Below are 15,038 nucleotides of genomic sequence, written 5' to 3'. Positions count from 1 at the left end.
TATAAGTAATTTATTTCCAATTCGCTGTGTCAAATTAGAAAATACAGTCTAATGAGTGATAAGGGAGGTTTACTGCCTTGAATAAATATTATTGCCTCAAACAATGTATTGTCGTAAAGGCTGTAGACAGAAGAGCGGAATTTCCATCGTTAGATTGGGCACGCCAATATGCTTTAAAAGAATTAGTGCCACAAGAAATCAATTTTGTAGTGAGCGATGGAGATACAGGTCAAATCTATATGGATGTTCGATTCGGTTCGCATACCAAAAACCCCTGAGTACTTCTTTACTCAGGGGTTACTTTTATCTGCTGATATAGTTGTTGTACATCTTGAAGGTCTACTTTGCCAGCGATCGGTTGCAGAGCACAAGCACTACCGCAAGCCGCTCCATAACGAAGCATTTCTGCAAGATGACCACCACGATAAGCTGCGGTTACCATACCTGCTGCCATCGCATCTCCGCTTCCAAGCGCACTGATAATATCAAGCTCTGGCACATGTACTCTGTACCGCATAGAGCCTTGAGCCGCTATCGCTCCACGTTTACCCAAAGAGATCGTAGCTGTGTTTACACCATGATCTAACATTGCTGTCAGTACACCATCTAGCGTTTCCTCTGAATAGTGATCACTTGGAGCTATGCCTGCCCATGCACAAGCTTCATCTTCATTAGGCTTCACTAGATCAGGTGAAGCTTGTAATCCATAACGTAACGCTTCTCCACTAGCATCTAGAGCGGTCTGAGCACCTTTAGCTTTAGCAATCTGGATTAAGGTCGCATACAGATCAGCAGGGCATCCTTCAGGAATGCTACCGGAAAATAATACCCATGCAGATACACTTGCTAACTGTTCTACCTGCTTTTCCAAAAGGATTAACGATTCAGGTGTTACATATGAAGATCCTTGTTCGATAAATTCAGTCTGGGTGCGTTGCTGTTGATCCAGTACAGTAATCGCCAGTCTTGTTTCTCCTTGCACTTCGGTAAATTCACAAGCTACACCTTCTTGTTGTAAAAGGGACTGCATTTTCTGTCCATTATATCCTGCGATCAAGCCGGTAGCTGTTACCGATTCGCCTAGCATATGAACAACACGTGCAGCATTAATCCCTTTGCCCCCCGGAACAGTGATTCCCGGTAAGCGGTGTACCTGATCAATATGAAGCGTAGGAACAGAATAAATAATATCGAGCGCTGTATTTAACGTAACCGTTGTAATCAATAGTTGTTCACCTCTTAAGCGATTAATTTAAGTCCGATTGCCGAGGCGATAATCATAGCAATAAACAAAATACGTAGTCCACTTTTGGCTTCACCGTACATAAACATACCGACCAATGTACCACCGACGGTACCGATCCCTGTCCAGATCGCATAAGCCGTTCCCATTGGAATACCGTTCATCGCCACAGTAAGACAAGAGAAACTACCTGCAAATGTAATAATCATCAAAAGATAATTGAGTAACGATTTGTGACGGACGATACGATTCATCATAATCACACCGACTACTTCAAATCCACCAGCAACAACAAGAGCTAACCAAGACATTATGCTTCACCTGCTTTCACTTTAGCCGCAGATTGAGCTTCTGCTTTGACGCCACTGTCTGTTACTAATTTTAATCCTGCTACACCGATCATCAATACTAATATCAAGATCACTTTGAGCCAGTGGAACGGTTCGCCAAAAATAATCATCTCCGCAGCGACGGTTCCAGCTGTACCGATGCCTGTAAATACTGCATATACTGTACCCACTGGTAAGCGAGTAGATGCTTTGATAATAAGATAAAAGCTAATAGCAATACCTATAGCTGTGAATAACCATTCGATTGGAGTTGCAGCGTGTTTGAGTCCAGATACCCAGACCACTTCAATACATCCTCCGATTAATACGTACAACCAATTGCGATTCATAACACATCTAATCTCCTTTATCGTTCGTTAAACGTTTCTATCAAATTGTAGTTCCTGAAGGGGTGATGCCTCGCCAATAAATCGGGAAGATCACATTTAACCGTTGTACAGAGCGAGAAGGTTCGCTGTATAACATATCGATCATCACGCCATCGACTACAGTCATATATCCTTTGGCCGCTTCTGTAGTAGTGACTACTAATAGCAGATCATGCTGATCGACATGCACATCGAATAATCGTAAAAGTCTGGCTTCCAAATCATCAATCAAACCATATACTAGAGGTACAATTTCTTTTTCTGAAGCCGAATGTGGAAAAAAACACATCCGCATCACGAATTTGATGATAGGGTCATCAGAATATTGCTGTTGTAAAAAAGCAATTAACTGATAAAGACGTTGTTCTAACGGTATATGAATATGACGAATCATATAGCGAATAATTCGTCGCTTGAATTCAGCTAAAGTCTGACGAAGTACATGCAGAAACAAATCTTCTTTGCTTTTAAAATGAGCATAGATCGAAGGTTTTTTGATACCTGCTTCATTCGCGATATCTGCTAATGAAGTGCCTTCATATCCATTTTGCGCAAAATGAGAAAGAGCTATCGTTAATAGCTGAGGCTTTGTAGTCATATAAGCACCTTCCTAACGGTCGTTAGGTAATATTATTGTCTTTTTGATCTTGTTTGTCAAGAAAGGTGAATAAAGTGTCATTCCTTGTAAAGAAGGATATATGTATAACAAAGTTATGCGACATCTTCTCGTTCAGTTACGTACATACTCTGAAGAGGAAGACAGGAGTTGATGATATTGCGTAAAGGTGTTCTAGGGGTATTTATTATTGTTTTACTATTTGGTCTCTATTATGTAGGATTCGATCTACTTGGTCCCACAACTGGAACGATTATCAGTATTTTTTCAACACTGAGTGTGATTTCGATTGGATTTATTATTTTTATAGATAATCGCCAGCCTGCGGTAACGATGGCATGGATTCTGTTATTAGCTTTATTGCCAGTTGTCGGTGTATTTTTTTACTTCTGGTTCGGACAAAATGTATTCAAGCGTCATAAGTATGAAAAGAAAGCGAAGCGAGATCGGCAAGTGTACCAGATGATCGAAAATGCAGGGATGCTGACTGCACTGGATTTATCTTCTTTTCGCGAAGATCATCAATTGTTACTTCGTCTGTCGCAGAACTTAGCGGTAACTCCTGTGTCACAAGCGACAGAGACAACGATCTTAACCAATGGTGGACAGACTTTTACCGCTTTGTTAGAAGCGTTAGAAACAGCCGAACATCATATTCATATGGAATATTATATTTACCGTGCAGATGATATTGGTACACGGATTCAGCAGATTTTAATTGAAAAAGCGCAACAAGGTATTGAAGTTCGCTTCATGGTCGATGCAGTAGGAAGTATGCAATTACCTCGTTTGTTTCTGCAAGAAATGAGAGAAGCGGGTGTGCAAGTGGGTGTATTTGGCGAAGCACGCATCTTGTTATTATCCAGTCAGGTGAACTATCGGAATCACCGTAAGATTGTGGTGATCGATGGCAATATCGGATTTATAGGTGGGCTAAATGTAGGAGATGAATACTTGAGTCGCAGTCAAACCTATGGTTTCTGGCGTGATACCCATATGCAGATCAAAGGCGAAGGGGTACGTACATTACAGATTATCTTTCTGCAAGATTGGCTCCATGTGACAGGGGAGACCTGTCTGGATCAAGTCTATTTTTCTCCACAATTAATCGCTTCTCAAAGTGGAGCCGTGCAGATTATAGCAAGTGGACCGGATAATGATCTACGTGTGCTTAAGCATGTATTCTTTTCGATGATTACGTCAGCCAAGCGATCAGTCTGGTTAGCGACTCCGTATTTTATACCAGATGAAAGTATTCTGACCGCACTCCGGATGGCAGCATTATCGGGGTTGGATGTACGTATTCTTTTTCCAGGTAAGCCGGATAAGCGACTTCCTTTTTATGCTTCTCATTCTTATTTTGTGACATTGCTTGAAGCAGGAGTACGTATCTATGAATATGAAAAAGGATTTTTACATTCCAAGTTGTTGATTGTAGATGGGGAGATTGCGACAATCGGTACAGCGAATATGGATATGCGTAGTTTTCATTTGAATTTCGAAGTGAATGCTTTGTTGGTAGAGACAGAAAGTGTGCATCAGATGGTACGAGATTTTGAACGTGATCTGAATTCAGCCAGTTTGATTATTCAAGATCGATTTGCTCGCCGTAAAGTGATGCAACGTCTTGTCGAATCAGCCGCCCGTCTTATTTCACCGATGTTGTAAAAAGGTAGCCTATAGAGAGATTTTCTGTTGTATCAGCATGATGATCAACTATCACAATGCTATTTTAAAATGAATAAAGATACACTATTTATCTATAGATCATAAAATGATAGAGCACAAAAAAAGCTGACCTTAGCTATCAAGGTCAGCTTTTTGGTACATAGGATTATTCTTCAAGTGCTGTTGTGATTAAAGCACTTACAGAAGGGCTGTATAGTAGTCCGATATGTGCCATACCGAAGACACGGATATTGTTGGCTCCATCTAACATCGACAATTGGTTAGCGACAATTTGGTCATTGATCGTGTAGATCGAAGTCACTTTGATACCTTCTGGTGCTCTGCTAGTCGTTAAGCGGTTAGCGCCACCGATCGTTACTAATTTATCGACTTTAGAAAGACCACCGTTGTTCAAAATATAATACAGACTGTTGGCTCCACCCATACTGTGAGCAACAATATTTACTTTTTGACTGCCTGTTTGCGCTAATACTTCATCAACTTTACGGCTGATTGTAGCGGCATTCAGCAATTGGTTACCGCTTTTGCTAGGAAGTTCAATGGCGTATCGTTCGTTGGAAGCCCAACCTTGACGACTTAGGTAGCTTTCTATGTAGGTAAAGTTGCTTGCTGTTCCTCCAAGTCCATGGACAAAAATAACTGGTGTACGTGTTGTAGCCGCAGTGGCTTGATTTGGTGTGAAAACACCCAAACTAAAAACAGATAATAGCAATACAGATAGCACCAAACGCAAAGATACACTTACTTTCTTCATAATCAATCTCCCTTTTGTTGTGTTCTATAATACATAAATTTACCAAAATATGAATTATTATATAACGAATACACTCACTTGTAAACCCTTTTTGGAATTATTAACTTTAGGTATCGCAAAAAAGAACGATCTATTCCTTCTGCATAGTTCGCAAAAGAAAAGATCGTTCTTTGAGGTTATACCGATATATTTAGCAATGTAAGAATGAATAAAGTATCTATTAGAATGTCGTAAATCCAAGAATTAGCTGTAGACGATACGCGATATCTTTTAGCCATGTCGTATCTTCTTGATAAGCACTTAAAGGTAACGTATATTCTTCGCCTTTATTGTTCCACAACATCGTAAAGTATTTATTTACACCGGTCATCAGATCGTTATCCCCTGGAGCAGAGATCCAAAGATCATTTTCCAGATTATAATCTTTCAGGTTACGTGGCGTAAAGTTAGAAGAACCTCCAATAATCAGATCATTACCAGATGCTTTGTCGATATACATCATTTTGGTGTGATACTGCTCATCGGTAGTGTTGTACCAGCGAACATCAATTTTGCCACTGGAAGCATTTTTGAGTTCAGCAGCTACAGGACGATTCGGAATACCGATCTTATCTTGTCCAAAAGCATTCTGATTCGGATCGAGAATCAATTGAATTTTAACTCCACGTTTGGACGCTTCCATTAGCCCACTCGTAACATCTTTATCAGCTAAGTAGAACATACCCATCCATAAAGTATCTCCTTGCTTGGTGTCTGCAATCGCTTCAAGCAACCGATCAAATACTTTACCTTCGGTAATATAATGCAGTTGAACTTCGCCTTTCGGTTTGGTTGCTGTGCCCGCAGGGGCTTTATAGGTAGGCAATTGCACCGAACTACCCGAGAGATCGATCACCGCTTGTTCTGATTTTAGAATATCACCGATAATAGGTCCTTGCACTTCAAAAGCGATATTGGAATGATAAGCACTCGCATCATGCACATTACCTGTAGAAACCAGTGCACTATTTTCGGTCGCTACGACTTTGCGATGATTGGCTTTCACATTAATCAGTTTCAGATACGAACGGAATGTGACATCAGGCCCATCAGTCGCCATCATATTCGGCACCCATCCTTTGCCTTCTTGCCCGAACCATTGGAAAAAGGTACGCCAGATCGCAGAGTACACCGGTGTAGAATCACGAAGTGAGTCGACATCTGTCAGTACCACATCAATGCCATTCTTTTTAAGCTTTTCCAGTAATCCATTAGGACCTGAATTGTAATTCGTATTCACCTCATCTGTAATAAATACCACTTTGAGGTTAGGCACCTGTTTTTTGCGTTCGATTAACTTATCTGCTAATCCTTCACTCAATTTAGGATATTTTTGCCCTTTATGTACATAATCGTTAAATAAAAATATATCAATAATCACATATTGTTGAGCCGAATCGATCATTTTAAGTATTCTGTCATAAATTTGTCGTTTTTGTGTAAATCGGTCCCCTGTACCTGGTGCGGGATACGTGAGATCATAGTAAAAATTAACATGATCCACTGTGTAAAGTGGGCTTTCATAAGATACGCCAGGCGGTAAAGGTTTGTTCGTCTGATAGATCATAACGGCGATAAGCCAGACGATCAGTAGGCCGAGGACATAACGAACCCAATGGGAACGTTGAAATCTACGGGGTGATTTACGCTGCGAAGCATGAATCGGTGATTGATTATTTGAAAAAGAATTCATCTCTTTTTGTCCCCTTCCGAAAGCGTAATTCATACACTTCCACCTATTCATTAACAACAAAACATTAATTTTGACGCAGACTGAGTTGCAAACAGGGGTTCGGAAGTTTATATATTAATTATAGTAAAAGAATTTATACAACTTAATGTATTTATGAAATCCATTTTAACAAAGGGGACTGTAATGAAAGCCAATCATTCAACTCGAAAAGCAATCGTCATTGGAGCAGGCCCAGGAGGACTCGCAGCAGGAATGTTACTTGCTAGTCAGGGATATGAAGTGAACATGTACGAGAAACAGTCTGTTGTCGGTGGACGTTCTTCACAATTGAAGCTTGGGGAGTATCGTTTTGATCGCGGAGCTACTTTTTTAATGATGCCTCATTTGATCGAAGAATTATTCCGGGTATCCAAGCGTTCACTATATGATTATGTAGACATGCAAGAATTAACACCGATGTACAGCTTACATTTCGGTGATAAAGTATTCCAACCTTCACGAGATCGAGAAGATACGGCTGCGCAGATCGCAACGCTTTTCCCCGGTGATGAAGCGGGGTATTATCGTTATCTGGAAGAAGAAGATGTGAAGCTGGAAAAAGTCATGCCTTTGTTGCGTAGACCTTTTTCCAATTTGACCGATTATATGCGTAGTGATGTATTCCGCGCATTACCTAAGCTTCATCTAAACGATACGGTATATGGACGATTGTCTAAATATTTCAAAGATGAGCGATTGAAGATGTCATTTGCTTTTCAAGCTAAATATTTAGGAATGTCTGCTTGGGATTGTCCGGGAACCTTTACGATTTTGTCGTATCTGGAACACCGTTATGGACTTTTTCATCCTAAAGGCGGAATCAACGCTATATTCGAAAGTATGGCTAAAGTAATCTCTGAACATGGAGGTCACGTACATACAGGTGTAGGCGTGAAACAAGTCATTACCGAAGGACGTACAGCCAAGGGGGTTGTACTGGACAACGGGGAGACTGTATATGCAGATCATATTGTAATTAATGCTGATTTCTCTACAGCGATGAATCAATTATTTGCACCCGGTGTATTGCGCAAATATTCACCAGACAAGCTAGCTGCCAAAAAATATTCTTGTTCTGCGGCGATGTTATATCTAGGTGTCGATGGAGCTATTGATCTACCCCATCATTCGGTGCATTTCTCTGAAGATTATCATCGCAATGTAGATGAGATTATGAAGAAAAAAACATTATCAGAAGATCCATCGATCTATGTGCATAATCCATCCGTTTTAGACCCAACACTGGCTCCTGCTGGCAAAACAGCACTATACATTTTGATGCCAACACCGAACTTAACAGGTGAAACGGACTGGGAAGCGAAGCGTGAACAAGTGAAAGAACAGATGTTATCTCGAGCAGAGATGATTCCTCAATTAGCTGACTTGCGTGAACGGATTGAAGAAATGAGCTTTTTCACACCACTGGATTGGGAACAACAATTAGATGTATACCAAGGAGCAACGTTTAATCTAACGCATCACTTGGATCAGATGATGACATTCCGTCCGCATAATCGTTTTGAAGAATTAGATGGTGTATGGCTAGTAGGTGGAGGAACGCATCCGGGTAGTGGATTGCCGACTATTTTTGAATCTGCACGTATCAGTACCAGTATGATCTTTAAGCAGGATGGAATCGTGATTACCGATGAGACTCATGCCGATCAAGTGATGACCGAGGTTACTCATTCATGAAACGGCATGTAGCAATCGTAGGTAGCGGTATAGGTGGCTTAACAACGGCTTTACTACTGAGCAAGCAAGGTGTACAAGTAACTATATTTGAGAAAAGCAATCGTGTTGGTGGACGCATCGCGTTTGAGTACGAAGGGGAAGAACGGATCGATCAAGGACCCACAATTGTACTGCTACCTGAAATGCTTCATGGTATTATGGAAGAAGCTGGTGTGGCACGTAACAAAATTCCATTGATTGAATGTGATCCACTGTATCGTGTTCATTATCCAGATGGCAAAGTACTCACCAAACATCGCAAGCCTGAAGTGCAGGCAGAAGAAGTAGAACGTGTTTTCCCGGGGCAAGGTGCTAACTTTAGCCGCTTTATGCGTGAAATGCGTCCATTATTTGCTAGAGGACAAGCTTCATTTTTAGAGCGTGATTTTCCCAAGTGGAAACATTTTTTCACTCCAGATAATCTAGCATTAATGCTTAATCTTCGAGCGTATCGTAATCTGAGTAGTGCTGCGGGACTGTATTTCACAAATGATCAGTTGCGTGAAGCTTATTCGTTACAAAGTCTGTATATCGGCGGGATTCCAGAAAAAGCACCGGGACTTTATACAATGCTCCCTTATGCTGAACATGCTTTTGGTATATGGATGATCAAAGGTGGATATGGAAGATTGCCCGAGATTTTAGCACAAGAATTAGCAGAACGCGGGATCAAGATTCAGCTTAATCGCACTGTTGAAAAGCTAGAAATTCAGCATGGTGTTTGTCTAGGGGTTCAGGTGGATGGAGAAAAACACCATTTCGATGCCGTATTGTATAATGGAGACTTCCCTAACATTTCAGCTTTAATGGACAAAGGAATCACCAAGCCACGTCGTAAACCGTATCAACCTTCATCAGGTTGTGTGCTGATCTATGCGGGAACCAATCGTCGATGGGATGATATGTTAACCCATCAATTCTTTTTACCACCTAGTCTAAATGATAGTCTTAGACAAGCATTCAGTAATCGTCAGTTGCCAGAAGACCCTGCTTTTTATGTATTTAATCCCGTAGCAGTTGATCCCGATGCAGCGGCTGAAGGGCATAGTGTATTATACTTTTTGATTCCAGTGACCGATGAAGTAGGTATAGATTGGGAGAAAGATACACCGCGTCTTGTCGAACATGTACTGAATGCGGCAGAACGTCGTGGATTTACAGATCTTCGTTCTTCGATCAAATGGACTAAAGTACGTACACCTGTAGATGCTTTGCGTAGCGGATTATATGGAGGTGGAAGCTTCGGTATTGCTCCAGTGATTGGGCAGTCCGGTGTATATCGTCCACAGCCTAAGCCTTTTCCCCATATTCGAGGATTGTATGCAGCAGGCGCTTCGGTTCATCCGGGCGGCGGCGTACCTATTGTTATGCAAGGAGCAAGGATGGCTGCACATCAAATGTTAAAGGAGTTGGGAATTTGAAATCAATCCGAAAGGCTGATTTGCAAAATTGTGAAGAAATGATTCGTCATGGCTCGTCATCGTTTTATTATGCCTTTAGCTGGCTCCCAAGTCCGCAAAAAGAAGCGGTTCATGTGATTTACGCTTTTTGTAGAATGATTGATGATAGTGTAGATGAACCTGAACAATCGTTATACAGTATTCATGAACTCCAAGCTTTATTTAATAAGCTAGAGACTGCAGAAGGACACTTTATTTGGCCTTCTTTGCGTTGGTTATTCAGTGAGTTTCCGGGATTATCCAAAGCCCCATTCCGTCGTCAAATGGACGGTCAAACGTATGACCTTGCGTTTACTCGTTATTCAACGATGCGTGAATTAGAGCATTATTGTTATCTTGTAGCCGGAACCGTAGGCGAAATGTTATTGCCTGTGCTTAAAGGTGAGCATAGTGATGAGATTCGTCATTCAGGTATCGCACTGGGTAAAGGAATGCAAATTGTAAATATTATGCGTGATATCGGAGAAGATGGTAGACGAGGCAGACGTTATATTCCGCTTGAATTGTTGCAACGTCATCACTATACAGAAGAAGAGTTAGAAGCAGGCGTGATCGATGATCGTTTTCGTGCATTGATGGATGAATTGCGCTTTTTGGCAGAGCAATGGTTTGCCACAGGGCTTGGCGATTTAGCAGCTTATCCTCAGACCAGTGCATTTACGGTTGAATTAGCAGCGACTTTCTACGCTGGAATTATGGATGTTATTGTAGAAAATGAATACGATGTATTCACCAAGCGCGCGTATGTTACAGATGAACAAAAACGTGATATGTTGATCGGAATTGCGATGAGACACGGGTTTACTACAGATATGCTTAAGCGATCGGTGGTTTCTTAATATGGGTTGGTTATTTTGGATCTGGTATAGTATCGGAACTATCTTGTTATTAACAATAGGTGTACCGAAAGTATTGGATTTTTCAAATGGACTTTTTCTCGTGTTTTATGCATTATATGCGCTCTATCTAATCCATAGGGCAGATCTTTTCAAAGAAATGTCCGACCAGTCAGTCAGTGGCTCTCTGAAGCCTCTATGGTCACGCCTTATCGTATCTGGCGTGATCATCTGGCTAGGTGGTATGGGTTTAGAATGGGTTGGTGTACATAGTGGTTGGCCGTTTGGAGAATACGAGTATACCTCTGTTCTAGGCGCTTTGATTTATGGTGTACCCTGGACATTAGGATTTGCATGGATTGGTGTAGTCGCAGGAGGCGTGTTGTTAAGCAGTTCTTCTCATCGTTCTTCGGTAGATCGTCCATCCACATCGAATCAAGGTATGTATCTGCTAATCCGTGCATGCAAAGTAGGCATATGGGTGATCATTTTGGATCTTGTGCTTGACCCAGTTGCTCATGCACGCGGATTCTGGCATTGGGCAGAAACGGGCGGATTTTACGGAGTGCCGTGGAGTAATTTTGTAGCATGGTTTATTGTAGGTGGATTATTGTCTATGGTGTTGCCGCGTTTGATTTTGACGTTAGGGATTTTGCGTCAGGCGACTTTTTTATATCAAGCGATGTTATTATTCTTCGGATTGTTAGCATGGCAAGCCGATATCGGTGGATCGATGATGGTTGCCTTGATCGGTATTATTTTAGCAGAGGGGAATTATCGTTATGATACCCGCAGGTAAATCAGCATCGTTTCAAATGGTATTTCGAAAGTATAATGAATGGTATCTTATTCGCCGTAATTTTCATTCTTTAACGATAACCGGTTCGCTAGATGCTTTACCAGCTCAGCAACCGGTTATTTATATTATGAACCATAGTTCATGGTGGGATGGGTTGCTGGCGTATCATGCATACAATCGCACTTCAGTAGGCGATCATTATATGATGATGGAAGAACGGCAATTGAAGCGGTATGATTTTTTTCGCAAAGCAGGAGCCTTTTCGATTGAAAAAGGCAGTCCTAGCGATGTACGGCAAAGTATGCGTTATGCCGCAGGATTACTTGAGCAAAGTAAACGGATATGGCTGTTTCCACAAGGAGAAATTCGCCATCTGGAGACACGTCCGTTAACGTTCCGTCCGGGCATCGGATTATTATTACGACAAGCCCCACCGGAAACAGCTGTGATTCCTGTTACGTTGCATTATGGACTGTATCAGCAACCTCGATTGCAAGCTTCTTTACATATTGGAGAGCCTATTTTCCAAAATTGGAAACAGATCGGTTCCAGCGATTGTGCAGAGATGCTAGAAGATAGGTTAACTGTACAGTTGGATCAACATAGCCAGCAATTGCTATTATCCAAAGAAGGATATTTACCTGATGAAGTTCATCTTATTGGTAGGAAGCGCACCGTAGATGAGAAATATGATCAATATCGCAAAATAAGAAAAAGGTGAAATGATGCTATTGATCATGCAAGTACTTACAGGATGGCTAGCGATTCAGCTTTTATTTACGATCTGGAATTTATCTCGTATGCCCAAATTAGGCAAATCGTTATCTAGCCAAAGCACTTATTATCAACCTTCGGCAGACTCGCATGATCAGGCTGTAGCAGACCATATTAGTGGGAAGGATCAGCGTTCTAAGCCTATATTATCGATTATGATTCCAGCCCGTAACGAAGAGATTAATATTCGTCAGTGCTTGGAGTCTGTATTGAATTGTCGTACCGATTCGATTGATATTGAAGTGCTAGTGATGAACGATCATTCAGAAGATCGTACAGTAGCTGAAATTCAGCAAGTGATCCAGCAAGATGATCGGGTACGCCTTTTTCATAGTGATCCTTTACCAGAAGGCTGGATGGGCAAATCATATGCGTGTCATCAACTGGCGCAACATGCTCAAGGGAACTGGTGGTTATTTATTGATGCAGATGTCAGGCTAGAAGTAGAAGGGCTAGAAGCCGCAATGGTTACCGCATGTTCACAAGGTAAAGGTCTGATTAGTGGATTTCCACGCATGGAGACAGGCACATGGTTAGAAAAGATTCTTGTACCCATGATGTCATTTGTGATTGCGTATCATTTGCCGATTATGATGGTTCGTCGTAGTCGTAGCCCTTTCTTTGTGGCTGTGACAGGGGCATGGTTAATGATTCACCCGGACAGTTATGCTCGTTCAGGAGGACATGAAGGAATTTCCACTCAGATTGTGGAAGACATGGAATTAGCTCGTGCAGTCAAGCGAATCGGTGATCCGGTGACACTGGCTAATGTACAGCATTATACATCTGCTCGTATGTACCGCAATGCGGGGCAAGTCTGGGAAGGTTATAAAAAGAATATTTTTGTAGGTGCAGGACGTAGTCCTCTGCTAGCGATCGGGATTTCTATTTATTATGCACTGTTATTTATTCTGCCTGTGATTACATTGATCTATAGTCTATGTACCTTAGATACCATGCTGATTGGCTGGTCATTGCTCAGTATTTTGATTGGAATGATCACCAAAAGCATCATTGATGTCTATCATGGTAAGCCGATCTGGATGGGAATATACATGCCTGTTAGTGCGGCTTGTCTGATCGGGATTATGATGGATTCTTGGCGTGCAGGAGCCAATGGTACAGGTTACAATTGGAAAGGAAGGAATTATGGATGAGTGATCGCAAAGCGCTGATTATTGGCGCTGGCTTCGGTGGATTATCTTGCGCCATCGGTCTAGCTTCACGCGGATATGATGTGACTATTTTAGAGAAGCAACTGACGGTCGGTGGCAAATTACAGCATATAGAAAAATCAGGTTATCAGTTCGACCGTGGACCAAGCACGATCACAATGCCTCATGTATTCCGCAGTGTATTTGAACAAGCTGGACGACAGATAGAAGACTATGTAGATTTGTATGATCTAGAACCACGTACACGTAATATTTTTGCAGATGGATCAGTGGTAGACTTAAGTCGTCATGCTGAAGTGACAGCGGAACAGATTGCAATCTATAGCCCTGAAGATGCACTTCAATATCCTCGATTTTTAGCAGAAGCGAAGCAGATGTATCTGGAAGCGAATAATCAATTTCTAAATACCTTATTACTGTCATGGCGTGATAAAATAAAGCCTTCTATGGGCAAAGGCTTACTTCGAGTACATCCATTAACAACATTACAATCGTTATTGCGCAAATATTTTCGCCATCCCAATACATTGATGTTATTCGGACGGTATGCCACTTATGTTGGCGCTTCGCCTTATCAAGCACCCGCTATATTTGCCATGCTTAGTCATGTGGAAGCAGAGCTTGGAGTGTATGGAGTACGTGGAGGTACATATCAGTTAATACGGGGATTGGAAAAGCTGGCGATTGAACTAGGGGTATCGATACGAACAGGCACAGAAGTCTCCCGAATTTTGGTACAATCAGGTAAAGCCATTGGTGTAGAAAGTAGTCTAGGTGATTATTTTGCCCCTGTTGTGATTATTAATGGTGATGTGCTCAGTATGAGTCAGATGTTATTAGATGAACATGAACGCCCTTCACTTAGGGATAAGCAGATCGATCGGTATGAGCCTTCATTATCTGGCTTTGTGACACTTGCAGGTGTACCCCGTCAATATGATCAACTGCTTCATCATACGGTCTTTTTTCCGGAGCAATATGAACCTGAATTTCTATCAATCTTCGGGCAAAAGCGTCCGCCAACCTTACCAACATTATATATTTGCTATTCAGGTTATTCTGAAGCCCAGATGGCTCCGCCAATGAGTAGTAATTTGTTTATTTTAGCCAATGCTCCTTATTTGTCAAAGGAGTGGGATTGGGAACTACAGCGTCAAGCCTATGGACATAAGATTGCGGCCTTGTTAGAACAATACGGATTGGAAGATATTTCACAAGGACCGGTCTGGGAGCATTATACGCCTGCTGATATTCAGCGCGATACGTATGCTCATCAAGGAGCGATCTATGGTATTTCATCCAATTCGGTAAAGCAGACTTTTTTCCGTCCGGGTAATCGAAGCCGTGATGTACAAGGATTATGGTATGTCGGTGGAACAACACATCCAGGTGGAGGCACACCGATTGTGACATTATCAGGCCAACTTGTTGCTAAACATATTGCAAGTCAACATTAGAATCGAAACGAG

Annotated in this window: 15 protein-coding genes; 9 read left to right on the top strand and 6 right to left on the bottom strand. The window is 41.7% G+C overall.

Annotated features, from left to right (window positions below):
* Nucleotides 1-77: 77 nt before the first annotated feature.
* Complete coding sequence (locus PO903_RS03100) at nucleotides 78-278, top strand: hypothetical protein (RefSeq protein ID WP_069327771.1); 201 nt, start codon at nucleotides 78-80, stop codon at nucleotides 276-278.
* A gap of 8 nt (nucleotides 279-286) precedes the next feature.
* On the opposite strand, the gene PO903_RS03095 is transcribed toward PO903_RS03100, so the two are convergent.
* The 4 genes from PO903_RS03095 to PO903_RS03080 are packed head-to-tail and all read right to left on the bottom strand — an operon-like array spanning nucleotide 287 to nucleotide 2,559.
* Nucleotides 287-1,225 carry a 1-phosphofructokinase family hexose kinase gene (locus tag PO903_RS03095; RefSeq protein ID WP_273592561.1) on the bottom strand — a complete coding sequence of 313 codons (939 nt, stop codon included), beginning with the start codon at nucleotides 1,223-1,225 and terminating at the stop codon, nucleotides 287-289.
* A 14-nt stretch (nucleotides 1,226-1,239) separates the two neighbouring features.
* A complete protein-coding gene (locus PO903_RS03090) occupies nucleotides 1,240-1,554 on the bottom strand; it encodes a DMT family transporter (protein ID WP_069327773.1) in 315 nt (104 codons plus the stop codon).
* Complete coding sequence (locus tag PO903_RS03085; protein ID WP_069327774.1) at nucleotides 1,554-1,922, bottom strand: DMT family transporter; 369 nt, start codon at nucleotides 1,920-1,922, stop codon at nucleotides 1,554-1,556. The genes PO903_RS03090 and PO903_RS03085 overlap by 1 nt, the downstream gene beginning before the upstream one ends.
* Before the next feature lie 40 nt (nucleotides 1,923-1,962).
* Entirely contained in the window at nucleotides 1,963-2,559 is a 597-nt protein-coding gene (locus tag PO903_RS03080; protein WP_273592560.1) for a TetR/AcrR family transcriptional regulator, read from the bottom strand.
* Nucleotides 2,560-2,736: 177 nt separating this feature from the next.
* Here PO903_RS03080 and cls point away from each other — a divergent pair, with 177 nt between their 5' ends.
* Nucleotides 2,737-4,245: a cardiolipin synthase gene (gene cls / locus PO903_RS03075; protein ID WP_069327776.1), complete on the top strand. Its 1,509-nt coding sequence runs from the start codon at nucleotides 2,737-2,739 to the stop codon at nucleotides 4,243-4,245.
* A gap of 166 nt (nucleotides 4,246-4,411) precedes the next feature.
* Here the strand turns inward: cls and PO903_RS03070 are convergent, their stop codons facing one another.
* Both PO903_RS03070 and PO903_RS03065 read right to left on the bottom strand, forming a co-directional pair.
* Nucleotides 4,412-5,020, bottom strand: a complete 609-nt coding sequence (locus PO903_RS03070; protein WP_137222994.1) for an esterase/lipase family protein — start codon at nucleotides 5,018-5,020, stop codon at nucleotides 4,412-4,414.
* A gap of 220 nt (nucleotides 5,021-5,240) precedes the next feature.
* Nucleotides 5,241-6,752 carry a phospholipase D family protein gene (locus tag PO903_RS03065; RefSeq protein ID WP_273592559.1) on the bottom strand — a complete coding sequence of 504 codons (1,512 nt, stop codon included), beginning with the start codon at nucleotides 6,750-6,752 and terminating at the stop codon, nucleotides 5,241-5,243.
* Between the two features lie 183 nt (nucleotides 6,753-6,935).
* Here PO903_RS03065 and PO903_RS03060 point away from each other — a divergent pair, with 183 nt between their 5' ends.
* From PO903_RS03060 to PO903_RS03030, 7 genes are read left to right on the top strand one after another with little or no spacing between them, the layout of a single operon-like run.
* A complete protein-coding gene (locus PO903_RS03060; RefSeq protein WP_069328695.1) occupies nucleotides 6,936-8,486 on the top strand; it encodes a phytoene desaturase family protein in 1,551 nt (516 codons plus the stop codon).
* Nucleotides 8,483-9,946 (top strand): phytoene desaturase family protein, encoded by a 1,464-nt coding sequence (locus PO903_RS03055; protein WP_273592558.1) that lies wholly within the window; start codon nucleotides 8,483-8,485, stop codon nucleotides 9,944-9,946. Before PO903_RS03060 ends, PO903_RS03055 begins: the two co-directional genes overlap by 4 nt.
* Complete coding sequence (locus PO903_RS03050; RefSeq protein ID WP_083243577.1) at nucleotides 9,943-10,824, top strand: phytoene/squalene synthase family protein; 882 nt, start codon at nucleotides 9,943-9,945, stop codon at nucleotides 10,822-10,824. The genes PO903_RS03055 and PO903_RS03050 overlap by 4 nt, the downstream gene beginning before the upstream one ends.
* 1 nt (nucleotide 10,825) lies before the next feature.
* The gene (locus PO903_RS03045) at nucleotides 10,826-11,620 is read left to right on the top strand and encodes a carotenoid biosynthesis protein (protein ID WP_273592557.1); all 795 of its coding nucleotides are present in this window, start codon (nucleotides 10,826-10,828) and stop codon (nucleotides 11,618-11,620) included.
* The gene (locus tag PO903_RS03040) at nucleotides 11,604-12,341 is read left to right on the top strand and encodes a lysophospholipid acyltransferase family protein (protein ID WP_069328698.1); all 738 of its coding nucleotides are present in this window, start codon (nucleotides 11,604-11,606) and stop codon (nucleotides 12,339-12,341) included. Before PO903_RS03045 ends, PO903_RS03040 begins: the two co-directional genes overlap by 17 nt.
* 16 nt (nucleotides 12,342-12,357) lie before the next feature.
* The gene (locus PO903_RS03035; RefSeq protein ID WP_273594614.1) at nucleotides 12,358-13,551 is read left to right on the top strand and encodes a glycosyltransferase family 2 protein; all 1,194 of its coding nucleotides are present in this window, start codon (nucleotides 12,358-12,360) and stop codon (nucleotides 13,549-13,551) included.
* A complete protein-coding gene (locus tag PO903_RS03030) occupies nucleotides 13,548-15,026 on the top strand; it encodes a phytoene desaturase family protein (protein ID WP_273592556.1) in 1,479 nt (492 codons plus the stop codon). The genes PO903_RS03035 and PO903_RS03030 overlap by 4 nt, the downstream gene beginning before the upstream one ends.
* The last annotated feature ends 12 nt before the right edge of the window (nucleotides 15,027-15,038 follow it).

It is taken from the genome of Paenibacillus sp. PK4536, assembly GCF_028594455.2.
Taxonomy (GTDB): Bacteria; Bacillota; Bacilli; order Paenibacillales; family Paenibacillaceae; genus Saccharibacillus; species Saccharibacillus nuruki.
Note: the sequence above shows the minus strand (reverse complement) of the source record. Positions and strands in the feature narration are given on the sequence as shown.